Origin of the sequence: Sedimenticola selenatireducens (assembly GCF_963675335.2) — a bacterium.
GTDB classification, from domain to species: Bacteria; Pseudomonadota; Gammaproteobacteria; order Chromatiales; family Chromatiaceae; genus Sedimenticola; species Sedimenticola selenatireducens.
This window is the reverse complement of sequence record NZ_CAXXYC010000003.1, coordinates 350,894-370,898: the sequence shown is the minus strand read 5'-3', so window position 1 is coordinate 370,898 and position 20,005 is coordinate 350,894. Positions and strand designations below refer to the sequence as shown.

The 20,005-nt window shown below is 54.9% G+C and carries 25 protein-coding genes; 13 read left to right on the top strand and 12 right to left on the bottom strand.

Annotation, left to right across the window (positions count from 1 at the left end; translation table 11 throughout):
- Window positions 1-75: 75 nt before the first annotated feature.
- On the bottom strand, window positions 76-1,287 hold the full coding sequence (nosD, locus tag ACHZBF_RS05475; protein WP_321527853.1) for a nitrous oxide reductase family maturation protein NosD: 1,212 nt from the start codon (window positions 1,285-1,287) through the stop codon (window positions 76-78).
- Between the two features lie 491 nt (window positions 1,288-1,778).
- Here nosD and ACHZBF_RS05470 point away from each other — a divergent pair, with 491 nt between their 5' ends.
- Window positions 1,779-2,051 carry a hypothetical protein gene (locus tag ACHZBF_RS05470; RefSeq protein WP_321527852.1) on the top strand — a complete coding sequence of 91 codons (273 nt, stop codon included), beginning with the start codon at window positions 1,779-1,781 and terminating at the stop codon, window positions 2,049-2,051.
- A gap of 530 nt (window positions 2,052-2,581) precedes the next feature.
- Here ACHZBF_RS05470 and ACHZBF_RS05465 read toward each other — a convergent pair.
- From ACHZBF_RS05465 to ACHZBF_RS05455, 3 genes are all read right to left on the bottom strand, one after another.
- Entirely contained in the window at window positions 2,582-2,884 is a 303-nt protein-coding gene (locus ACHZBF_RS05465; RefSeq protein ID WP_321527851.1) for a hypothetical protein, read from the bottom strand.
- Entirely contained in the window at window positions 2,881-3,249 is a 369-nt protein-coding gene (locus ACHZBF_RS05460) for a hypothetical protein (protein WP_321527850.1), read from the bottom strand. Before ACHZBF_RS05460 ends, ACHZBF_RS05465 begins: the two co-directional genes overlap by 4 nt.
- Before the next feature lie 233 nt (window positions 3,250-3,482).
- Window positions 3,483-3,686, bottom strand: a complete 204-nt coding sequence (locus tag ACHZBF_RS05455) for a F0F1 ATP synthase subunit gamma (RefSeq protein WP_335342952.1) — start codon at window positions 3,684-3,686, stop codon at window positions 3,483-3,485.
- Between the two features lie 319 nt (window positions 3,687-4,005).
- Here ACHZBF_RS05455 and ACHZBF_RS05450 point away from each other — a divergent pair, with 319 nt between their 5' ends.
- The 4 genes from ACHZBF_RS05450 to trhA all read left to right on the top strand — a co-directional run bounded on the left by ACHZBF_RS05450 (window position 4,006) and on the right by trhA (window position 6,961).
- Window positions 4,006-4,320 carry a BON domain-containing protein gene (locus tag ACHZBF_RS05450; protein ID WP_029134942.1) on the top strand — a complete coding sequence of 105 codons (315 nt, stop codon included), beginning with the start codon at window positions 4,006-4,008 and terminating at the stop codon, window positions 4,318-4,320.
- A 538-nt stretch (window positions 4,321-4,858) separates the two neighbouring features.
- On the top strand, window positions 4,859-5,530 hold the full coding sequence (locus ACHZBF_RS05445) for an OmpA family protein (protein ID WP_029134941.1): 672 nt from the start codon (window positions 4,859-4,861) through the stop codon (window positions 5,528-5,530).
- Window positions 5,531-5,769: 239 nt separating this feature from the next.
- A complete protein-coding gene (locus tag ACHZBF_RS05440; protein ID WP_029134940.1) occupies window positions 5,770-6,087 on the top strand; it encodes a DUF1840 domain-containing protein in 318 nt (105 codons plus the stop codon).
- 256 nt (window positions 6,088-6,343) lie between these two features.
- Window positions 6,344-6,961, top strand: coding sequence for a PAQR family membrane homeostasis protein TrhA (gene trhA, locus ACHZBF_RS05435; RefSeq protein ID WP_029134939.1), 618 nt, complete (start codon window positions 6,344-6,346; stop codon window positions 6,959-6,961).
- A 233-nt stretch (window positions 6,962-7,194) separates the two neighbouring features.
- On the opposite strand, the gene ACHZBF_RS05430 is transcribed toward trhA, so the two are convergent.
- Window positions 7,195-7,914 carry a Crp/Fnr family transcriptional regulator gene (locus ACHZBF_RS05430; protein WP_029134938.1) on the bottom strand — a complete coding sequence of 240 codons (720 nt, stop codon included), beginning with the start codon at window positions 7,912-7,914 and terminating at the stop codon, window positions 7,195-7,197.
- A gap of 458 nt (window positions 7,915-8,372) precedes the next feature.
- Here ACHZBF_RS05430 and ACHZBF_RS05425 point away from each other — a divergent pair, with 458 nt between their 5' ends.
- Window positions 8,373-8,594: a glycine zipper 2TM domain-containing protein gene (locus ACHZBF_RS05425; protein WP_029134937.1), complete on the top strand. Its 222-nt coding sequence runs from the start codon at window positions 8,373-8,375 to the stop codon at window positions 8,592-8,594.
- Window positions 8,595-8,706: 112 nt separating this feature from the next.
- Window positions 8,707-8,901 carry a hypothetical protein gene (locus tag ACHZBF_RS05420; RefSeq protein ID WP_037376192.1) on the top strand — a complete coding sequence of 65 codons (195 nt, stop codon included), beginning with the start codon at window positions 8,707-8,709 and terminating at the stop codon, window positions 8,899-8,901.
- Here ACHZBF_RS05420 and ACHZBF_RS05415 read toward each other — a convergent pair.
- From ACHZBF_RS05415 to ACHZBF_RS05405, 3 genes are all read right to left on the bottom strand, one after another.
- Window positions 8,898-9,044 (bottom strand): hypothetical protein, encoded by a 147-nt coding sequence (locus ACHZBF_RS05415; RefSeq protein WP_321527849.1) that lies wholly within the window; start codon window positions 9,042-9,044, stop codon window positions 8,898-8,900. The two genes, ACHZBF_RS05420 and ACHZBF_RS05415, sit on opposite strands and share 4 nt — an antisense overlap.
- Before the next feature lie 264 nt (window positions 9,045-9,308).
- Window positions 9,309-9,695, bottom strand: coding sequence for a DUF302 domain-containing protein (locus tag ACHZBF_RS05410; protein WP_029134935.1), 387 nt, complete (start codon window positions 9,693-9,695; stop codon window positions 9,309-9,311).
- 192 nt (window positions 9,696-9,887) lie between these two features.
- Window positions 9,888-10,034, bottom strand: coding sequence for a lmo0937 family membrane protein (locus ACHZBF_RS05405; protein ID WP_157606890.1), 147 nt, complete (start codon window positions 10,032-10,034; stop codon window positions 9,888-9,890).
- Window positions 10,035-10,661: 627 nt separating this feature from the next.
- On the opposite strand from ACHZBF_RS05405, the gene ACHZBF_RS05400 reads away from it, so the two are divergent.
- Together ACHZBF_RS05400 and ACHZBF_RS05395 are read left to right on the top strand one after the other, a co-directional pair.
- A complete protein-coding gene (locus ACHZBF_RS05400) occupies window positions 10,662-11,498 on the top strand; it encodes a Crp/Fnr family transcriptional regulator (protein ID WP_335342951.1) in 837 nt (278 codons plus the stop codon).
- Between the two features lie 431 nt (window positions 11,499-11,929).
- Complete coding sequence (locus ACHZBF_RS05395) at window positions 11,930-12,160, top strand: hypothetical protein (RefSeq protein ID WP_321527848.1); 231 nt, start codon at window positions 11,930-11,932, stop codon at window positions 12,158-12,160.
- 31 nt (window positions 12,161-12,191) lie between these two features.
- On the opposite strand, the gene ACHZBF_RS05390 is transcribed toward ACHZBF_RS05395, so the two are convergent.
- Window positions 12,192-12,395: a CsbD family protein gene (locus ACHZBF_RS05390; RefSeq protein WP_029134932.1), complete on the bottom strand. Its 204-nt coding sequence runs from the start codon at window positions 12,393-12,395 to the stop codon at window positions 12,192-12,194.
- Between the two features lie 304 nt (window positions 12,396-12,699).
- Here ACHZBF_RS05390 and ACHZBF_RS05385 point away from each other — a divergent pair, with 304 nt between their 5' ends.
- The gene (locus tag ACHZBF_RS05385; protein WP_321527847.1) at window positions 12,700-13,143 is read left to right on the top strand and encodes a CBS domain-containing protein; all 444 of its coding nucleotides are present in this window, start codon (window positions 12,700-12,702) and stop codon (window positions 13,141-13,143) included.
- On the opposite strand, the gene ACHZBF_RS05380 is transcribed toward ACHZBF_RS05385, so the two are convergent.
- A complete protein-coding gene (locus ACHZBF_RS05380) occupies window positions 13,128-15,233 on the bottom strand; it encodes a sensor histidine kinase (protein WP_321527846.1) in 2,106 nt (701 codons plus the stop codon). The two genes, ACHZBF_RS05385 and ACHZBF_RS05380, sit on opposite strands and share 16 nt — an antisense overlap.
- A 2-nt stretch (window positions 15,234-15,235) precedes the next feature.
- Window positions 15,236-15,937 (bottom strand): response regulator transcription factor, encoded by a 702-nt coding sequence (locus ACHZBF_RS05375; protein WP_273440980.1) that lies wholly within the window; start codon window positions 15,935-15,937, stop codon window positions 15,236-15,238.
- A gap of 188 nt (window positions 15,938-16,125) precedes the next feature.
- On the opposite strand from ACHZBF_RS05375, the gene ACHZBF_RS05370 reads away from it, so the two are divergent.
- From ACHZBF_RS05370 to ACHZBF_RS05360, 3 genes are read left to right on the top strand one after another with little or no spacing between them, the layout of a single operon-like run.
- The gene (locus ACHZBF_RS05370) at window positions 16,126-16,662 is read left to right on the top strand and encodes a PspA/IM30 family protein (RefSeq protein WP_029134928.1); all 537 of its coding nucleotides are present in this window, start codon (window positions 16,126-16,128) and stop codon (window positions 16,660-16,662) included.
- Window positions 16,659-17,228, top strand: coding sequence for a hypothetical protein (locus ACHZBF_RS05365; protein ID WP_029134927.1), 570 nt, complete (start codon window positions 16,659-16,661; stop codon window positions 17,226-17,228). Before ACHZBF_RS05370 ends, ACHZBF_RS05365 begins: the two co-directional genes overlap by 4 nt.
- A gap of 18 nt (window positions 17,229-17,246) precedes the next feature.
- Window positions 17,247-18,461 carry a vWA domain-containing protein gene (locus ACHZBF_RS05360; protein WP_029134926.1) on the top strand — a complete coding sequence of 405 codons (1,215 nt, stop codon included), beginning with the start codon at window positions 17,247-17,249 and terminating at the stop codon, window positions 18,459-18,461.
- Window positions 18,462-18,521: 60 nt separating this feature from the next.
- On the opposite strand, the gene ACHZBF_RS05355 is transcribed toward ACHZBF_RS05360, so the two are convergent.
- Entirely contained in the window at window positions 18,522-19,799 is a 1,278-nt protein-coding gene (locus tag ACHZBF_RS05355; RefSeq protein WP_037376187.1) for an MFS transporter, read from the bottom strand.
- Window positions 19,800-20,005: the final 206 nt, after the last annotated feature.

Sequence of the window (20,005 nt, the reverse complement as noted above, 5' to 3'; positions counted from 1 at the left end):
AAGCACAGTCATCGTTAGAAAAACAGATGCCCATGCTGACACGAGGCGGCGCGGAGATAAACCCCGCCCAACGCTTCAGTGCATGCGTGGTGAAGGGTCAGAGAGGATCAGGTCGGGCATGGAAAAGGGCGCCAGGCGCTCGATGAAATCCACCATCTCCAGTACCGGGGAGGCGCGGAAGAAGCGCGCCATCGGGCGGTCCATCCAGAGCCGGTCGGAATAGAGATAGATATTGTGCGGGGTATCACCGGTACCATCCAGATCCCGGTCGAATCCTTCGTAGGTATCCCAGGCATTGCCCCGCCAGTCGTTGTCCCGGGCGCTGGAGGCGGCACTCACCGCGATCGGTATGATATTGCCGGTAAAGCGGTTGCCATGAATGATATGCCCGCCCTTTTCACCATAGAAGTACATCGCCACATCGTTGTAGGCAAAGTGGTTGTTGATGAGATAAATGATATTCTCCGGATCGGTGGGCGAGTTGGCGGTCAGGCCAACGGCACAGCGGACAATATCGTTGGCCTCCAGCCGCACCTGGGAACTCTCTTTCACCGCCAGCGCGGAACTGGTGGCATCCGGCATATTCAGCAGCCGGTTTTCCCGAATGACCACGCCGTTGGAGTAGATCAGCACAATACCCGTGGTGTTTCTGATCAGGGTATTTTCAGCTATTTCGTTATCGGGCGAAAAGATCAGCTCCATGCCGATGCGGCTGTTCTCGATAGTGTTGCCGATAAAGCGGTTATCCGACGAGTTGGTAAACACCACATCCCGGACCTGAGTGATGTGGTTTCCTTCCATCAGGTTGTCGCTGCTGTACCAGACGCGAATGCCCTCCCCGCGCAGGCTCGGCGCCTCCGCTCGGGACTCAATCCGGTTGTTGCGGACCACATTGCCGTTGGACTGGCGAATATGAATCCCGAACAACACATCATCCATGCGGTTGTTCTCCACCAGCGCATCATTCGCCGTCAGCAGCAGGGCGGCGTCCACCTGATCATGCGAATTGCCGGAGTTGGTCAGGTGCAGGCCACGGATTGTCACCCCGTCCGCCAGGACCGTAACTACGGTGCCGCCACCTTCACCGTCCACCGTCACCTCGCCCCTGCCGTCAATAATGATCGGCCGTCGGATCACCACCGGACCGGCATAGCTCCCTGCCGGCAGGGTCAGCACGCCTCCCGGCGGTGTGATGTCGACAAACAATTGCAGTGGCGGCAGCGCATATCCCAGGGTGGATACCAGGCACCCCGCCAGCAAACAGAGCATCAGCCATAAGCGCTTCATGACAGGTATTGATCAACAGTTCCAGTGAGTTAAATCCGGGTTACGGGCACCACAATGATCAGCCGATCGCTGTGACGCGCATAATTCTGGCACAGAGTAGGGTTATTATGCGGCGCCGTCCTTAAGAATAATCAATTCTGCACATTTAGTCAGACAGCATCGGTCTTAGCGAAGTGGCTCGCGGACTCCAGACCCACTTTGGGTTACCCCGCAGTAACAATTCATCTGCATACAAAAATGGGCGCAAAAGCGCCCCTGGAAAACTCTTACTAAAGCCATCCTTGGCTTGGAAGGGCACTGCACGGCTGAAGAATTTTCCGTTGTATAGCACTTTCAATTTTGGCAAGTAAATTGACCAACGGAATTTACTGTATTGCCCTCTCAGAAAATGCTGTGTGTGGCAACGTACAGACGCAACGGTGAGATACGCCCATCATGACTGTTCCGGCTGCTCGCAAATGTGCGGGTTGAGGAAATCAGCAGAGGTTATTATGGACAAACCACGTCAACAGGATTCACTTTACAGTGGGAAAAACAGTGAGAAAAAGGGTACCCAACAGGAGCAAAAGCCTGTAACGAAATTTAATGCACCGTTTTCAAAAGTTTCATCTACAGATGACAAGGACAGCCCATTAACTGCTGCCAAGCATGACGACAAGCCTGCAAGTCAAAAAACGCAACAAGTACAGCCGCAACAGCAAAAACCGCAGCAGCAGAAACCACCGCAGGCTGTCCCTGGAAAAGATGCCAAGAAAGGCAAATAAAGCGGGTTAGCCCGTATTTCCGCAATAAGCCGGCGTATAGGGAAAGGCAATAGACCAGGCCTACTCCTCCGGTGACAGTGAAGGATTCCCGATTGGCAATATCGCCAGTCGGGAACTGAGCGGTAGAATTGTGATAACCCGAGATATTTTAAAAAACAACTGGAAGCGGTTTAAAGCCAAAGTGAAGGTCACAACGGGATAAGATCACCGGCGCTCTCACCTCCTGCTGAAGCCATGCCAAACGACGGCGGACTCAGAAAAGCAGGCGTAGCAATCCATCATTCAACCAAACCACGTTCGCCCCTAATAGTCGATCGTCACCCGCCCTGAGTTAATTTTGCAGCGAGGATATTCGGCCGATAGTTAATTTATTAGTGATAAGTCGCAATATTTTGTCATTCCTGCAAACTCCCTAATCCAAGGAAACATCGCGGTTAACATTATGGATACCGGCGATAGGCTGTAATAAGTTTCGCGAACCCGATTGTTGGCGAAACCCATCACATCATGCCGGGGTACCTTCTTTTTAATCACTCAGGCATTTGACCACCCTGGGGATAGCCTTGCGGACCCCCCATCATCCCGGGACCACCCTGGGGATAACCTTGCGGACCACCCATCATGCCCGGGCCACCCTGGGGATAACCTTGCGGACCCCCCATCATCCCGGGACCACCCTGGCGATAACCTTGCGGACCCCCCATCATCCCGGGACCACCCTGGGGATAACCTTGCGGACCCCCCATCATCCCGGGACCACCCTGGGGATAACCTTGCGGACCCCCCATCATCCCGGGACCACCCTGGCGATAACCTTGAGGACCCCCCATCATCCCGGGACCACCCTGGGGATAGCCTGCCGGCCACCCATCATGCCCGGACCACCCTGGGGATAGCCTTGCCGGCCACCCATCATGCCCGGACCACCCTGGGGATAGCCTTGCCGGCCACCCATCATGCCCGGACCACCCTGGGGATAACCTTGCCGGCCACCCATCATGCCCGGACCACCCTGGGGATAGCCTTGCCGGCCACCCATCATCCCCGGACCACCCTGGGGATAGCCTTGCGGACCACCCATCGTGCCCGGATAACCCATCTCCCCCATCGGACCGGCCGGTGCGGGCCCTTCCTGCGCGGACACGGCAGGCGCTAAGGTGAAGGTGATAATCACTGCTGCAAGTATTGAATTCGTCATGTGAAGTTTCCTTACTAGAGAAAGCCTGGACTCATTTCATGGAAATACCGGGCGTTAGAAAAAGTCTAAACCTCTGTTCAGGTGTAGTATGTTCGGTGACGCACATATCGCCACAATTAGCCACCGATCAGTTTAGCTGAGGGTATTGATTGGAGATATCGGCAGGCGCAACCATCACCATCTTCAGAATCCAGGCTGAGCCGAAGTAAGGTCCGCGTTGGAAGTGTACCCTCCTATTCCTCGTCAGCGCTCAGTGCCTCAAAGCCAGAGATCACATCGAACAGCTCCGCATCAATGCCACTCTGGCGTAATCGGTGAAACGATCCATTAAGGACTTGGAACAATTCGTCGATATTTTTCTCGCCACGTTGCATAGCCGCCGGACGACTGGCGTTTGAGATTCGTGCATTGAAGCCCTTACCAATCAAGACGACCACCCAACAAACCATCCTACCGTCACCTGCACTGCTCATTTACCCGTGTGAACATGGTAGCTGACGCTTCTCATTCAATCGCAATGTACGATAGCGTACAGACGATGGCCACGTCCGGTGATTATGCTTCCTCTGTGATTAAGAGACCGCGTGTAAAACCCCGCGGGTTCTTTGACCGTTCACAAGGAAGCACAAACAGCCTTGATCGGCTCGATACCGCACTGTTTTTGCAGAAGACCGATAACCCGGGTTTTAGCGTATCGAAACGACTCAATACCGGTGTCAGTAAGAGCCGAATCATGGATATCTGGAGAGTTCTATCATGAAACAATTTCGCAACTATCTTACCGTGTTGTTGTTGGCTATTACGTTAGCATCGGTCATCGGTTGTTCATCCACCTCGAAACAGGAGAGCACCGGGGAGTATTTAGATGACAGCGTTATTACTACCAAGGTGAAGACGGCCATTTTTAATGAGCCTACGCTTAAATCCGCCGAGATTAACGTCGAGACGTTCAAGGGTGTGGTACAGCTGAGTGGCTTCGTCAACTCCCAGAGCGATATCAACAGGGCGGTAGAGATTGCGCAAGGTATCAAGGGCGTAACCTCCGTCAAGAACTCCATGCGGCTCAAGTGAAGCTGACTAAGCCTCGCCAGTGCCGGCCCCTTTCAGGTTCGGTGCTGGCCAGGGCTAGTAACCCATGATTCCGAACCCGGCGCTGGTCAGGTGGATGGCCACTCTCTTGGGGTCGACAATTAAAAACCCGCTGTCATCAATCACCGCACAGGTTTCGCAGGCACGCGCCCTGCAGTGCCAAAAGCAAACGATATACCAACCATTAAATTGTCGGCCTTGAAAAGCATGTCAACAATACTTTAGTCCGCGCTCTGTGTACGCCACCGCACAGAGATTAAACTATTTTTTGCGTAACGTTCAGTTGGTGATATCAGGAAGTCAGCGGCCGACGTGAGAAACAAGGCTACAACCACGAATCCTGCCCAGAAGCCGTAGCGTCACCCGTACGATTTCGGCGCCATGCATTGGGCGATTGAAGCAATCAGGCACACCTCCTTAGAGCACCGAAGGGATAACCGGAGACGGTATCGGCAGTCAGTCGAGCACCGGGCCAGTACATATCGGTTTTATACTCAAGTCTAGACAATGGATAACGCACATGAAAACCTCATCCTATGCACGTACACTGTTTGCCATGGCATCTTTAGCCTTGGTTAACGCCACCTTCGCTGATCAAAACACCAAGGAGGGATATACGCTCGGTACTCCCGATAAGTCTATCGTAATGAACGGCTCTAATAACTGCTGGAGAACTGGATTCTGGACAGCCGACATGGCTATTGCAGAATGCGACCCGAGCTTGGTAAAGGTAGCCGCTACCGAGACACCAATGGCCCCAGTTGCACCACCTCCGATGAAGTCAGAGGCCATCGTACTTACCCTGGAATCCGATACGCTGTTTGAATTTGACAAGTCGGTTATCAGTACCGAAGGTAAGCAACAACTGGACAATCAGGTCATCGCCAAGATGAATGAATATCCACAAATTGAAATGGTGCGGATCACCGGACACGCCGACCGAATCGGCTCGGAAGCCTACAATCAAAAACTGTCACAGCGCCGCGCGGATGCAGTGAAAGATTACCTGATTGGACAAGGTATTGTAAGTTCGCGCACTGAAACCGCCGGCAGTGGTGAATCCGATCCTGCTGTTTCCTGTGCAGACATAACTGGCAGAAATAACAGTAAAAACACGAACCTGGTTGACTGCCTAAAACCAAACCGTCGCGTTGTGGTAGAAATCAAGACCCTTACTATAGCGCAGCAATAAACTGAAGCTGATGCCTAAGGAGCATCTGTGGATCATCGGATACACAAGATGACATGAATACCACCGGCTTAGGCCGGTGGCGTTCGCTTATACCGCACGCCATCCTTCCCTCTCGCTATGGATATGCCATGATAGATAGGTAAGCGTGGATTGCTTACTTAAACCCTGTGGGATTGACAGCGTATTCAATGATGTAATCGCTTACTCTGACTCAGCACAGAACAACAGAGGAAATGATTATGCTAGTGACCTTTTCCTGTCCCGCCTTTGCGGACATCACCCTGTTTGGCGACGTGGCCATCAAGTTGCTCAAGATGATGGGGCACAGCGGTACGGTACCCAGCGCACTTCTTGCCGATGATGTCCCGGCGGTACTGGCACGCTTGGAGGCCGCGATCGAAGCTGAGAAGCAGTCATCAAAGGCGACGGAAGTACCGGCAGAGGACGATGACGAGGAGCCTGTCATCAGCCTCACCCATCGCGCATTGCCTTTGATCGAGTTGCTCAAGGCGGCAGCAAAAGATAAATGCAACGTGATGTGGGACAGCGGGACTTAATCCGACACGGGCGACAACAGGCAATCGTAGATCGCAAGAGGATACACCCGTATACCGCCAGCCTGCCTCATCATCCACGATCTGATTCAGCTTTGGGAAGGGTCACCCATGACTTCCCATCGATCAGGGCAGATTTGCAGGCCAGGAAAACCAGGTTGCCCCCGTTCCCTCTCGCTTGGATAAACCTATCATATTTTACTGTCAATAGGATTTTTTGAAGTACCGGTGTGTATTGTTTAGTCCGTATGTCCTCGTCATGAACAAGAGCGAACGCTTCAACAGCATTTCACATCTGGTCGGCGCCGCACTGGCGCTGGCGGGCACCGTGGCGCTGGTGGTGATGGCATCACGGGGTGGCGATGTATACCGCATCGTGTCGTTCAGTATTTATGGCGCCACGCTATTTCTGCTTTATGTAATCTCCACGGTTTATCACGGCCTGCCGCCAGGTCGCGCGAAACGGGTGTTTCGTGTACTCGATCACCAGGCCATTTATCTGCTGATCGCCGGCAGCTATACCCCGTTCACGCTGATCTCGCTCGAGGGTATCGTGGGTTGGTGGATGTTCGGTGCGATCTGGGGCATGGCGGCACTGGGGTTGGTACTTGATGCGCTACCACGGCGCGGCGCGCGGGTGCTGCCAATGATCATTTATTTTGTCATGGGCTGGCTGATTGTACTGGCGATCAAGCCACTACTCGCAGCGCTGCCACCCGCGGGCTTCGTGTGGCTGTTAACCGGCGGGATACTCTATTCGTCGGGAATTGTGTTTTATGCCCTCGACCAGCGTTACCCCTGGATGCATGGGGTGTGGCATCTGTTCGTGTTGGGGGGTAGCGTCAGCCACTATCTGGCGATTCTGGTCTATGTCTGATAGCAGCTGATCACTGTCAAACGCCGCGTCTACAAAAACCTGTGGCCCGTTTGCCTGTAGAACAAGGGGGTGCCTACGCTAGTAACCTTCCCCTGATGGTCTACACGGACATAACGATGTTCGGCGACGTGGCAGTCCTAATGGCTTAAACAGTGGGAGCACAGCGGCGCAATACACGATTCCCGCTTGCCGCTGCAGCAATTAATCCGGCAGCTGCAAACGATCAACCCGGATTACAGAATATTCACTTCGGGTAACAGGCGATCAAACTCCTTCTTGACCACCCCATAGCACTCACAGGCTCGCGCCTCCAGTCCCGCGCGGTCGAGTGCCGTGATGTGGCCACGTTGATACTTGATCAGGCCGGCCTTCTGCAGGTTACCGGCCGCCTCAGTGACGCTCTCACGACGTACACCGAGCATGTTGGCGATCAACTCCTGGGTCATAACCAGTTCATTGGAGGAGAGACGGTCGAGGCTCAGCAGCAGCCAGCGGCAAAGTTGCTGGTCGAGCGAATGGTGCCGGTTGCACACGGCGGTCTGTGCCATTTGGGTCAACAGAGCCTGGGTGTAGCGCAGTAACAGATGCTGCAAGTCGCCGGAGCGATTGAACTCCTGCTTCAACAGTTGCCCCTTCAACCGGTAGGCGTGACCGGCACTCTGTACGACGGCCCGATTAGGCATGGTCTCGCCACCCATGAACAGGGCAACACCAATAACGCCCTCGTTGCCGACCACGGCGATTTCCGCCGATGCACCGTCGAGCATGACGTAGAGCAGGGACACAATGGACGTGGTGGGAAAATAGACGTGACGCAACTCGACGCCGGATTCATAAAGCACATCGCCGAGCGGCATAGGGACCAGTTCAAGATGGGGAAGCAGGCGTCCGATATCCTCCTTCGGCAGGGCGGCGAGCAAGTGGTTCTGGCTGGGGGCGTGTGGATCGTGCATGCATAAACTCCGGTCCTTGGGTTCTAATCAGATTGCCTTACCGACAAAACAGATCCGGATGTCTGATATTACGCCAGTATAGACCATTATATATACTGTGTGTAATTGCCTGCGCGCAGGCGCAGCAGGGAGATCGGCGCACGGTTCCGTGCGGGGCAGCACGCGCTCACTCCGTAAGGTGGATCAACGCCCAACACACCTGTCGATTGCCGCTATTGTACGCCAGCAGACAGACGGCGACGGTGCTTCTGCGTATCCTTCAGTCATCGGAGACAAACAAAGTACCAGCAAGGGTGTTTGCGTGAAGGCAGCGAAAACCCGCGACCGCCGACACGGCCGATAGCAGGAATCGCGGCGTGGATAAGGGCAGTGCGTTTTTGCCAAGTCGAAAGACGGAAAGACGCACGCGACCTACTTTGAAGCACCGCAAACATAATATTGGATAAGAAGGTAACGTCATGAAAAAAATACAGAAATTCACTCCCTACATGGTTGCTGCAGTGATGCTGCTCAGTCTGAGTGGTTGTGCCGGCATGTCGACACAGGATAAAAATACCGCCATCGGCGCCGGTGTTGGTGCTGTCGGCGGGGCCATTCTTACAGGCGGCAGTACTATCGGAACCGTCGGCGGTGCTGCGGTAGGCGGCGTTATCGGCCACGAGGTCAGCAAGGACAAATGAGGATGGAACCGTGCGGTCGTCCGGGTGTCCCGGTCGCTCAGCGCCCTGACCCCCGCATTAAGAATGGCCAGCAAGATTTTGCGCTTTATTCCATGAATAAGAGGAACGAATTATGAAGCGACTCCAGATCATCAGTGCCGCACTGGTCTTGAGTGCATTGCTTGTAGCACTCCCCGGTTGCGAGAAACAGGGCCCGGCAGAGCAAGCCGGCGAGAGTATCGACAATGCGGTAGAGAAGGCCGGAGATCAAATCGAGAAAGCCGGTGATGCCATCAAGGATAGCGCACAGGGCGACAACACCTATTAACCCCGTATCGCGAAAACCACGGCGACTGTCGACAGTGTCCCCAGCGACACTCCGTGTGCGTCCACCGGTAGCCGGATAGCGGCTGCCGGAGAAATGCCGTTGGCGTTGTCGTCATCCTGCGTCGCTGCTTGAGTAACCGGCATTATCTCTTTACCTGGCTCTGCGGCGGACGGCACATCGGGTATCCAGGGAACGGCAACTGAGTTGGCAACGGTAATAGTGACGAGGTAACAGCGTCTCATAACGGTTGACAGATAACCGGACGATGCAACAACACTACTGCTCAATTCCGTTGTTAAAGATGCGGTCCACATCAGAGGCGAAGGTGCTTTGCCCATTTTTGCAGTACTCCTGAAAAGTAATGAAACCTCTGCGGGATCTGTATATGCAGAGCCCTGTAGCTTGTCTTACAGATTGTCAAGCATCTTTCTAAGCTTTCCCTGGACCTGTTCAGCGATAACCGTGAGTGCCGGGTTTCCAACCGTGCCCATCGATGCCACGGGATCGATAGCCGAAACTTCGACCTTGCCATCCGCTTGCTCTTGAATAACGACATTGCACGGTAGCATAGTGCCGATTTTTTCCTCCAATTTGAGTGCCTCGTAGGCAAGTGAAGGATTGCATGCACCTAAGATCCTGTACCCTTTAAAATCCACATTTATCTTTTTCTTCAGGGTTTCCTGGACATCTATTTCCGTCAGTATGCCAAAGCCTTCATTCTTCAATGCTTGCGTAACCGTAGCGATAGCATCATCAAACGGGCGTTGAATGGCTTTACTTAAGTGGTAGCTCATGGACTGATTTCCTTTAACCGTATTTGCGTGAGGATTACATTGGCAATAGTCTTGTTAACTGACAACATCACATGACCGCGACAGTTCCTTGTGGCGGTAAAAAGATGGCGGATCTGTTTTCAAGATTATGCTGTATGACGTTCGTCTTTCGATTTGCCCAACAACTTATCCCGTAGAATAATTTGCGTATCGCTATATGCGTCGACCTTGAATAAACCGCAACAGGACCACAACAACCGCGAGGACCAGGAGGATATGAATAAATCCGCCCATCGTGTACGACGAAACCAAACCAAAGGCCCAGAGGACAATAAGGATGATCGCAATAGTTTCCAACATTTTTATTTCTCCTGATATTTGGGGTCTTCTGGCGCGGAAACACTCCTCTCATCGTAAATCAGGCGTGCGCAACTAACGAAGCGTCACAGCCACGACGAGCGGCAACCCTCATGCTTTCAGCGATTACTTCGGCATGATTCACGCCATCGCACGTCGCCAGGGTGAAGACTGCAAGCATACTGGCTTCGATGCCAAATACTAAGAGAGAAACACCCTCGCCGTCTGTCTGCTGGCGTACATAACAAACCCTCACGTTGCTACCTGCTACCCGGTCGCACCTGTGCGCTATCGCACATACACGCACTTGATGAGCTATACAATGCTGTTCAACAATCAATATCAGACTCTATCCAGTAGGTCAGATTGCATGAACGATTCGCACAGTCCTTGCCAGAACCACCTGCTCGCCGCTCTGCCATCTGAGGATTATCAGCGTCTGTCACGTTCCTTTAATTGTTGCCGATGCCGCTCTGGTAGGTGCTTTACGAGTCCGGCAACGAGTTGCGACACGTCTACTTCACCACTACTTCTATCATCTCACTGCTCTACGTCATGCTCGACGACGCACACGAAACAAGTTGCTTATGTTCGCTAGCGCCCAGACGTGCCCCGGGGTTATGACCCATAGTGGCTAATACACGGCCTCCGGTTTCAGCCGACAAAATGGGGGCTAAATCCAATATCGGAACCGCGCACTGCGCTTCCGACCAAAGGTCAATCCTTATGTCGCCGTCTAACAAATCCATCCTGCCTACCAACCGTCTGCTCGCAGCACTGCCACGCAAACAACATGAGCGTTTTGTGTCTGCCTGTGAATCTGTTGAGCTGGTATTTGGTGAGGTCCTGAGCGAGCCCGGCGAACGCATTCGCCACATTTACTTTCCCACAGAAAGCTTCATTTCCCTGATAATGCCGATTAATAACCACGCCAATTTGGAAGTTGGATTGGCCGGAAATGAGGGTATGCTAGGAATTTCACTCATACTGGGCGTAGAGGTGTCGCCGCTGCGCGCCGTGGTACAGGGCGGAGGGGCTGCATTGCGCATCAAAGCCTCGTCATTCCGGCGCGAAATCGAACAGAGCCCTGCGCTGCAGCGGGAACTGAAGCATTACCTTTATGTGATGATGGGCCAACTCGCCCAAACTGCCGCCTGCACCCACTTTCATGTAGTCGAGGCGCGTCTCGCCCGCTGGCTGCTGATGACGCAGGACCGCGCACACTCGGATGCATTTCATATCACCCACGAATTCCTGGCTTACATGCTGGGGGTGCGCCGTGTCGGTGTCACCAAAGCGGCCTCTTCACTGCAGAATCGCAAACTGATTCACTATAGCCGTGGGGATATCACGGTGCTTGACCGCGATGGTCTGGAGGCGGCTTCCTGCGACTGTTATGCAGCCGATAAAGCGACCTACACCAGGATTATGGTTAAAGGTAAGACAATTGGATTAACCAAGCCATGAGTGATCTCACAACCAACCACAATTCAGGGGCTTGGTGTTGCATTACAGGCTGAATCCCTGCTCCCATCTGCTTACCGGTACACTGTATTCATTCGGCAGTACCCCGGATCTTCCAAAATTTTGAGTACGCCGTGAATTTTCAACGCTGATCTATCTGACACAACGAAGTCATTCTGTCCGTTATATTTATCAGTGAAGAAATGACAGCGGTTCAAGCAGTCTGCGACAGCCCGGGTATCAGCAGGACTAAACCTTCCGAGGCCGTTTCAGGATCACCCTCTAAGCCTCCATGTCCCGATTGAGGTAGGCAAAGGTCGATCCCCAGAGATAGAGGCGGAAGCACCGGTACTGCTCCTCGCCCCAACGATGGATGATGTCATCCCACGGGGCGTCCAGACGCTCGGACTAGGCCTTGCAGGTGAGATAGTAACTTGCGTCGACCATTATACACCGCCAACACCTCCAGCGGAGTCTTGACCACTGTGGCGAGAAAGCAGCCAGGCGTTCAAGCGCATCGGAAGCCGCTTGACCCAGTCGATGCGGAAGGCACCATCTCTCCCGCCCGCAAGCCCCACCTGGAGCTGGCCGGCCTCGACGGGAGTGGCTGTAATGTGAAACACTGTGCTGGTGATATCGTTCATGCAAAGCAACCGTTTGCCTGAATCAATGGGGTAAGCGGCAAATCTTTATATGCTATTTTTTCGCGCTCTCTTGAAGGCGCTCGCTCTGCTCCTCCACCGCATCCTTGGCATTGCCATAGCCCTCCTGTAGTTTGCCCGATAACTCGACACGTTTTCCGTCAACTTCATCAAGCTGATTGCCAGTGAGTTTACCCCACTGTGCTTTCACTTTGCCCTTGAACTGCTTCCAACTGCCTTCAATGCTATCGCGATTCATTTCAAACTCCTGTTCTGTAATCAAGTTACAAGCCTAATCGTTTGAGTAGACTGGGTCTGTTTGCTACCGAACATAGCCAAGAATATACCGGCAAGATCATTTGTTTGAGTCAATCCACCAGGGCTGATGCGGATTCAACCCTCACTCCGGGGAGGCTATGGAAACAGGTGAACCTACTGCTACTGGCGATTAATCATATTTATCAGGTCGCCGACAAATATCTCCAATGGGTTAGATAGACCACAAATCATCCGGTTACTATACTCAAGGGTAGATTCAGCGGTCAGAACAGAGAGGTGCTGCCATGTTTGTGGAAAATCTGTTGGCGGAAAAAGATGGCCAGATCTGGTCCATCACACCGGATGCAACAGTCTATGAAGCACTGGTGCTGATGGATCAGAAGGATATCGGCGCCCTGCTGGTGATGCAGGGGAACAAGCTGATCGGCATTCTTTCGGAGCGGGACTACGCGCGCAAGATCATTATCAAGGGCAAATCATCCAAGGAGACTCTGGTCAAGGAGGTGATGACTACCGAGGTCTGTTATGTGGACAAAAAGAAACGCATGGATGAGTGTCTGGCCATCATGTCGGACAAACGGATACGCCATCTGCCGGTCATGGAAAACAACCAGCTGATCGGCCTGATCAGTATCGGTGACGTGGTCAAAAGCATCATCAGTGAACAGGAGATTGTTATCGACGACCTGTACAACTACATCAACGGGGTCTATTACTCGCCACACTGATCGTTGGCTGCAGAAACCGGAAAAATTACCCGAAAGGCCGCACCGGGCTGTTGATTGATCACATCCACCCGGCCACCCATGGCCGTGGCAAGCTGACTGACCAGGGCCAGGCCGATACCGGTACCGATGGTTTCACGGGTGAGTTCATTCTCCGAGCGATAGAACAGGCGGAATATCTTTTTCATCTGGTCCCGGGGCACTCCGGGACCATAATCCCTTACTGTAAACACCAGTTGATTTCCCCGCTCCAGAGTGGCCGTGATATCGATTCGCCTGATCTCCGCCCGGGCGGAAAACTTCAGCGCATTGTCCACCAGATTAATCATGATCTGGCTGAAACTGTCACCATCCAGCATTAGCACGGTCTTCGCTGCCATCTCATCGGCCCGCAGGTTGAGTTCGAATCCCGCCCGCTCCACCGCTGAGCCAATTTTTGAACGGATACCGTCCAACAGTTCTGTCACACCGACCGGTTTACACTCCACTACCAATCCGTTACGAGTCATGCGGGCCAGCTGCAGCACATTGTTGATCAGGCGGGTGAGGCGTTCACTCTCATCATGGATATAGTCATAATAACTGCGTTTTTTCTCCTCGCTGGCCCACCCCTCCCGCAACATCTCGCCATACATGCGAATCGAGGTGAGGGGGGTCTTCAGTTCATGACTGATGGCGGAGACAAAATCCTGCTGCTGCCGCGCCAGTTCAATCTGCCGCAGACCCAGCCGGTACAGCAGATAGAATCCACCGCACAGCACCAGTATCAGGGTGATTGCCACCCAGAGAACAAGCCGGCCACCGGGACCCGCCGGCAACTGCCTGACGCTGTAGATCAGCTCCATCTCACTCAACGGGGCAGCAAGACGATTGCGGTAGAGCAGCGCTCCGGACAGCTCCGTGGCGCGACTCTGATAACTCTTCGGACTCTTTCCACTGAAAGTACTGAACAGATCCCCCCGATAGGCAAGGGTCAGCTCACTCATGCCGGACAGGGCCGTCTCCCGGAACAGGTCCGCAATGGTGGCCTGCAGAAACGGTTGCTGCTCGATCAGCAGGCCCTGGATAAAACGGCGGCCATCACGCCACACCTTGCGAAACAGCACCAGGTGGCCGCTGTCCAGCAGGCTGAATTCAAACGGGTCCAGTTCACTCTCAAAGGTGTGGATACGCACCCCGCCCTGACTTGTCAGTGGCTCACCTGCATCCGTTTCGTTCTCGGCCATGATCGACGCAGGCGCGGGCAGCACACTGCGCTCCTTCCTGATACTGCGCTGCTCGTTCTGTTGCAGCTTCTGCGCCGGCGAGGCGGCCGCCTGCTCCTCGGCAAGCCGTGATTCAAAGCGCCGGTCAAGCTTCAGATCCTCCACCCTGCCGAGTAGTTTGCTACCGCTGGATTTTTTCTCCAGTTGACGTTTGGCATCGGCCTGGTTGAGCTGGTCAAATGCCGCCTGAGGCTGGTCGGCACTGTCCGATTCCATGGTTGAGTCGATCCGCGCACCCTTACCGGAACTGGACAGGCCAGCGGTGGATTCACGCCGGGGCGATTCATCCGGCCTCTGTTTGAGCCTATCCCTGTCGCGCCCGCTCCCACTGCTCTGGACCAATCGGTTCTCACTGAGGATCTGCTGCAACCGGACATGCAGCGCCAAGCGCTGGTTCAGCTCATCATCGGCAATGCCGTAGCGAACAGCCTGATCCTGTGGGGCGGGCAACAACGGACTGCTGAAACGCCCCGTATCATCCACCTGAAAATAACCGATAACACCAGGCACGGATGTATTGACCGGATAGCTGGACAACACGGACCTCTGCACAAAACCGGCAGTCGCTTCCCCCGCCACCACCAGAAAAGCGTAGTCGGTAAAAGCGCGCTTCTCTTCTTCGGTTATCAGCCGCATCAACCGGTCATTGATTCGCGTACTCAACTCCTCAGCCTGCACCCGGTACTGGTGAAAGGCCTCCCACTTCAGCTGGCTGTAAGATTGCTGAATCAGCACTCCGGAAGGGATTAGTAACGTCAGGAAGAACAGCAGCAACCAGCGCCGCAATTGAGACGGCCCAAGACCGACAAGCCGCTGTCCATGAGCCATATCTAATCCACCAGCAACCGGTAACCCGCACCACGCACCGTCACCAGGTAACGTGGATTGGCGGCATCCGGTTCGATTTTTCGCCGCAGTTTGGCGATATGAATATCTACCGTACGGGTTTCCAGATCGAGGTTTTTGGCATAGCCCCATACCCGGGTCAGCAATTCATCGCGGGAGACCGGCCGATCGGCGTTGGCATGCAGATACTGCAGCAGCTCCATCTCTCGCCGGGTAAAGGTGTGTTCCTCCTCACCGCAGCAACCGGAGAGATTGCGGCAATCCAGCTCCACCCCATCACCCAAACGGATACACTGCTCCTGCGCCACGCCGATACGTGAACGACGCAGCACCGCCTGCACCCGCAGCACCAACTGGGCCACGGAGAACGGCTTGGCCACATAATCGTCCGCCCCCAGGGAGAGCCCCTGGATCACATCCTCATCACCACTCTTGGCGGTCAGCATGATGATCGGCTGCTCCCGGTCCTGCGCTCTTATCCGCGCACAGATATCGAAGCCATTGATACCGGGCAGCATCACATCCAGCAGGACCAGATCATACTGACCACTCAACGCCAGCCTCAGCCCTTCCCGGCCATCATCGACAGATTCCACCGCATAACCGTGAAACACAAACAGATCCACCAGGCCCGTGCGTATGGCTATCTCGTCTTCCACTATCAACAGGCGAATCTTGCGTGACATGTCCTCTCTGACTCACTGCAATGGTATTCGAAACTGGACAAAAGCCTACCAGTTTAAGCCCTCGACGACATGTAAAACTTTTGTAAACCAGAGGCGGATCATTTTACAAAACCCCGTCTACAACCGATCGGTGCTGTATCCCACACTGTAACCACGCAATCACCAAAACAGCTATCGGGAGATAGACCATGGCACTGATCAACCGGCTAACACGACTCTTTCGTGCCGACATGCACGCGGTACTCGACCGCATTGAAGAACCGGATCTGCTGCTCAAACAGGCGATCCGGGAAATGGAAGCGGCTTTCGCCGGCGATGAACAGCGAAGTCGGCTGCTGAAACACGAACTCACCCAACTCAGCGACCGGTTGCAGACTTGTCACAACAAGCTGGCCGGCATGGATGAGGAACTGGACATCTGCTTTCAGTCGGACCAGGAGGAACTGACTAAAAATCTGATTCGAAAAAAGCTCGAGCTGGTGCGGTTCACTGACCAACTGGAGCTTCGCCGTAACAGCCTGCAACAGACCCTGGTCGACCTGACACAGCGCCTGAATGAAAACCGCACCCAACTGGAGAGTCTGCGGCAGAAGGCACAACTGCTGGCTGTCGACTCTTCCGACAGCAGCGAGAGCGATGTTCGCGAACCCGCTGCTATCCACATTGACGAGGCGGATGTGGAGATCGCCTTTCTGCGGGAAAAACAGCGCAGGAGCAGATCATGAAACGGCCCACATTTCTCGAAGGGGTGGGAGTCGCCCTGGCGGCCAGCCTGACCGGTTCGATCCTGTTTAGTGCCTTATCACCCACCATGCAGAACCTGCCTCTGTTGAAGCTGCTGATCGCCGGGCTCGGCCTTGCCTACACCCTGTATCTGTTCAGACGTAGCCGGGAACGGCTTGGCCGGATAGTCACCGGCACGGTGTGGCTGATCAGTGCGGCGGTTATCTGGCTGCTGGACCCGCCGCTCACGCTCCATTTGCTGCTGCATATCGGACTCATCTGGCTGATCCGTTCACTCTATTTCTACAGCAGCCTGGTCTCCGCACTTGCCGACCTGGGCCTGAGTGGTCTGGGCCTGGCGGCGGCCATCTGGGCAGCCGTGCATACCGGCAGCCTGCTGCTCAGTATCTGGTGCTTTTTTCTGCTCCAGGCCCTGTTCAGCACCATTCCGGCGGATCTAAAAAAGCGTTCCGGCATAGCCAAAAAAACACAGGAAACAGCTGACCCTTTCCAACAGGCCGAGCGTGCGGCCGAAGCCGCCCTGCGACGGCTCTCCTCAATTCATTAGTACCCAAGGAGCAGAATCATGAAATCAAAAATCATCGCCATCTCACTGTTCACCGCCACTGCGGGCGCCATTGCCCTCTACCCGGCCTACCAGAGTATCGGCGCAGTGACACCCCTCGCCATTCAGCCGATTCAACCGCACGCAATCGAGCAGATCTCTCGGGAACGTCAGCGCATCGAGGTGGTATTCGCGCTGGACACCACCGGCAGCATGGGCGGCATGATCGAGGCGGCCAAGGAGAAGATCTGGTCCATTGCCAGCTCCATGGCCTCGGCCGAGTCGGCCCCGGAAATCCGCATGGGACTGGTGGCCTATCGCGATCGTGGCGACAGTTATGTCACCCGGGTGCTGGACCTGTCAGGTGACCTGGACAGCATGTACGCAGCACTGATGGAATTCCAGGCAGCCGGTGGTGGCGATGGCCCGGAGAGTGTCAACCAGGCGCTCAGCGATGCGGTGAACCGGATCTCCTGGAGCCAGGATGACAACAGCTACAAAGTGGTGTTCCTGGTGGGCGATGCACCGCCCCATATGGATTATCCGAATGAGGTGAAATATCCCGAGACCATCAACCGGGCAAAACAACGTGGCATCGTCATCAATACCATCCAGTGTGGTGATGACCGCACCACCCAGCGCAACTGGAACCGGATTGCCCAGCTGGGCAGCGGCAGTTATTTCCAGGTCGAACAGACCGGTAGTGCCCTGGCCATCTCCACCCCCTTCGATGAACAGATTGCCAAGTTGTCTGAAAAACTGGATCAGACACGACTCTATTACGGCAGCGAGGAGGAGAAGCAGGTGCAGCGGAAAAAGCTCGCCGCCACCGAAAAGCTGCATGCGGATGCCTCCGTCGAGTCCCGCGCTCGCCGCGCCACCTTTAACGCCTCCAAGAGTGGAAAAGCGAATTTTCTAGGTAAGGGTGAACTGGTTGACGACATTGCCAGCGGCCGGGTCGATATCTCGACTATTGAACGGGAAAAACTCCCCGCGCCGATGCAGGCGATGGCGCCAGCGGAGCAGCAGGCATTGATCGACCAGAAGGCGGCAACACGTAAATCACTGGAGCGGCAGATCGATGAACTGGCCGGGCAGCGTGCCGACTTCATCAAACAGCGAGTGGAAGCACGTGGTGACGCCGAGGCCTCGCTGGACTACAAGCTCTACAGCACAGTGAAGGAGCAGGCAGGCAAGAAAGGATTGCATTACGAGGCCGATGCACCGGCCTATTGAGCACCATCCCCCGGGCACGCTCGCGTGGCCCGGGGTCGGCTGGCCTGGCATGGGTCAGGATTACTCCCGATCGGCCAGATCCAGCTCCGGCTCCCGAGTTGGTTCCGACGCTGGCTCCACCGTCGGGTCCACATCCGGATGCATCTCCAGCACCACCGGCGAAGTGCGCACCAGGGGTACATATTCGGTCTGTTCTTCGACCGGAAGCGCGGAGCGCCGGGACATGCGATAGAGCCCGAACAGTGCCAGTGTGGCAGTGGTGGTTGCCGACACTACCGGCAAGCCGACCGGCCCGATCAAATCCATGGCGATACCCACCAGCAGCGGTCCGCACAGGGCGCCGACACCGTAGATCAGCAGCAGACCCCGAGTCGCCTCCAGTGCATGCCCCGGTTCCATATGATCATAGGAGTAGGCCACGCTGATACCGTACAGCGAGAACATCAGCCCGCCGTGCAGGAAGGCGGAAACGATCAGTCCCGGGTAGTCCCTGATCACGATAAGCGCGGTGATCGCGGCCACGGCCGCCGTGCAGAAGCTGGTCAGGATCAGGACGGTCCGTCGATCCATCCGGTCAGAGAGATGGCCGATCGGCCACTGCAGGATGGCGCCACCAAAAATGGTGGCGCTCATCAGCATCGCGATCTGCCCGTCCCCCAGCTCCAGCCGTTGACCAAATACCGGCGTCATACCCCAGAAGGCTCCATTCACCAGGCCCGCACTCAGTGCCCCGATAAAGCCGAAAGGTGTCGCCCGTATCAGTTCGGTAAATTTTGCCGACACTTCATTTTCAATTCGCGGTTCGTGTATCCGGGTCACGGCGACCGGCACCACACCGAGAGATATCAGAATAGCCGCCAGGGCAAACAGTGTCAGTTCCGATGTATCGCCTGCCAACAGCAGAGACTGGCCGGCTCCCAGCGCCACCAGGGTACTCATCATGTAGATCGAGAATATCCGTCCACGGGCGGGGCCGGCACTCTGTTCATTGAGCCAGCTCTCAACCACCATATAGAGTCCGACCACGCAAAGGCCACTGAACATGCGCAACAGCAGCCATACCCAGGGATGCACCAGCAACCCGAACGCCAGACTTGCTGACGCGCCGACAGCCGCGAAGGCGGCAAACGAGCGGATATGGCCGACATTGCGAATCACCCGGGGAACCAGCAGCGTCCCGGCGATATAACCGGCATAATAGCCGCCCATAATCAGACCGATATCGATATTGCTGAATTCAGCAAGCGTGGCCCGTACACCCAGCAGTGTGCCCAGCAGCCCCACCCCTACCAGCAGCAGGCCCAGTCCACTCAGCAGTATCAGAATTGTTGGTGTCATGATGGACCCTTTTGGCTGGCAATGGACGAAAGCATAAGCGAAACAGTGACACATTGCATGGCGAACAAAATCCTTGCTGATTACCCATCTTACTCAGCCATATAGGGAAAAAAAGCATGAAAGCGAATGATGGGTTATTGCAAATACCTCACCAGCGGATTCGGGGACGCCCGCATTATTGTCAGTGCAGCCAATCCGCAGGGCGG

Coding starts and splice junctions, on each gene's coding strand:
- ACHZBF_RS05355 (WP_037376187.1), bottom strand. CDS start 19,799: ATGACACCAACAATTCTGATACTGCTGAGTGGACTGGGCCTGCTGCTG.
- ACHZBF_RS05370 (WP_029134928.1), top strand. CDS start 16,126: ATGGCACTGATCAACCGGCTAACACGACTCTTTCGTGCCGACATGCAC.
- ACHZBF_RS05470 (WP_321527852.1), top strand. CDS start 1,779: ATGGACAAACCACGTCAACAGGATTCACTTTACAGTGGGAAAAACAGT.
- nosD (WP_321527853.1), bottom strand. CDS start 1,287: ATGAAGCGCTTATGGCTGATGCTCTGTTTGCTGGCGGGGTGCCTGGTA.
- ACHZBF_RS05380 (WP_321527846.1), bottom strand. CDS start 15,233: ATGGCTCATGGACAGCGGCTTGTCGGTCTTGGGCCGTCTCAATTGCGG.
- ACHZBF_RS05415 (WP_321527849.1), bottom strand. CDS start 9,044: ATGCCGGTTACTCAAGCAGCGACGCAGGATGACGACAACGCCAACGGC.
- ACHZBF_RS05460 (WP_321527850.1), bottom strand. CDS start 3,249: ATGACGAATTCAATACTTGCAGCAGTGATTATCACCTTCACCTTAGCG.
- ACHZBF_RS05425 (WP_029134937.1), top strand. CDS start 8,373: ATGAAAAAAATACAGAAATTCACTCCCTACATGGTTGCTGCAGTGATG.
- ACHZBF_RS05430 (WP_029134938.1), bottom strand. CDS start 7,914: ATGCACGATCCACACGCCCCCAGCCAGAACCACTTGCTCGCCGCCCTG.
- trhA (WP_029134939.1), top strand. CDS start 6,344: ATGAACAAGAGCGAACGCTTCAACAGCATTTCACATCTGGTCGGCGCC.
- ACHZBF_RS05365 (WP_029134927.1), top strand. CDS start 16,659: ATGAAACGGCCCACATTTCTCGAAGGGGTGGGAGTCGCCCTGGCGGCC.
- ACHZBF_RS05465 (WP_321527851.1), bottom strand. CDS start 2,884: ATGATGGGGGGTCCTCAAGGTTATCGCCAGGGTGGTCCCGGGATGATG.
- ACHZBF_RS05420 (WP_037376192.1), top strand. CDS start 8,707: ATGAAGCGACTCCAGATCATCAGTGCCGCACTGGTCTTGAGTGCATTG.
- ACHZBF_RS05445 (WP_029134941.1), top strand. CDS start 4,859: ATGAAAACCTCATCCTATGCACGTACACTGTTTGCCATGGCATCTTTA.
- ACHZBF_RS05450 (WP_029134942.1), top strand. CDS start 4,006: ATGAAACAATTTCGCAACTATCTTACCGTGTTGTTGTTGGCTATTACG.
- ACHZBF_RS05375 (WP_273440980.1), bottom strand. CDS start 15,937: ATGTCACGCAAGATTCGCCTGTTGATAGTGGAAGACGAGATAGCCATA.
- ACHZBF_RS05405 (WP_157606890.1), bottom strand. CDS start 10,034: ATGTTGGAAACTATTGCGATCATCCTTATTGTCCTCTGGGCCTTTGGT.
- ACHZBF_RS05410 (WP_029134935.1), bottom strand. CDS start 9,695: ATGAGCTACCACTTAAGTAAAGCCATTCAACGCCCGTTTGATGATGCT.
- ACHZBF_RS05385 (WP_321527847.1), top strand. CDS start 12,700: ATGTTTGTGGAAAATCTGTTGGCGGAAAAAGATGGCCAGATCTGGTCC.
- ACHZBF_RS05390 (WP_029134932.1), bottom strand. CDS start 12,395: ATGAATCGCGATAGCATTGAAGGCAGTTGGAAGCAGTTCAAGGGCAAA.
- ACHZBF_RS05360 (WP_029134926.1), top strand. CDS start 17,247: ATGAAATCAAAAATCATCGCCATCTCACTGTTCACCGCCACTGCGGGC.
- ACHZBF_RS05440 (WP_029134940.1), top strand. CDS start 5,770: ATGCTAGTGACCTTTTCCTGTCCCGCCTTTGCGGACATCACCCTGTTT.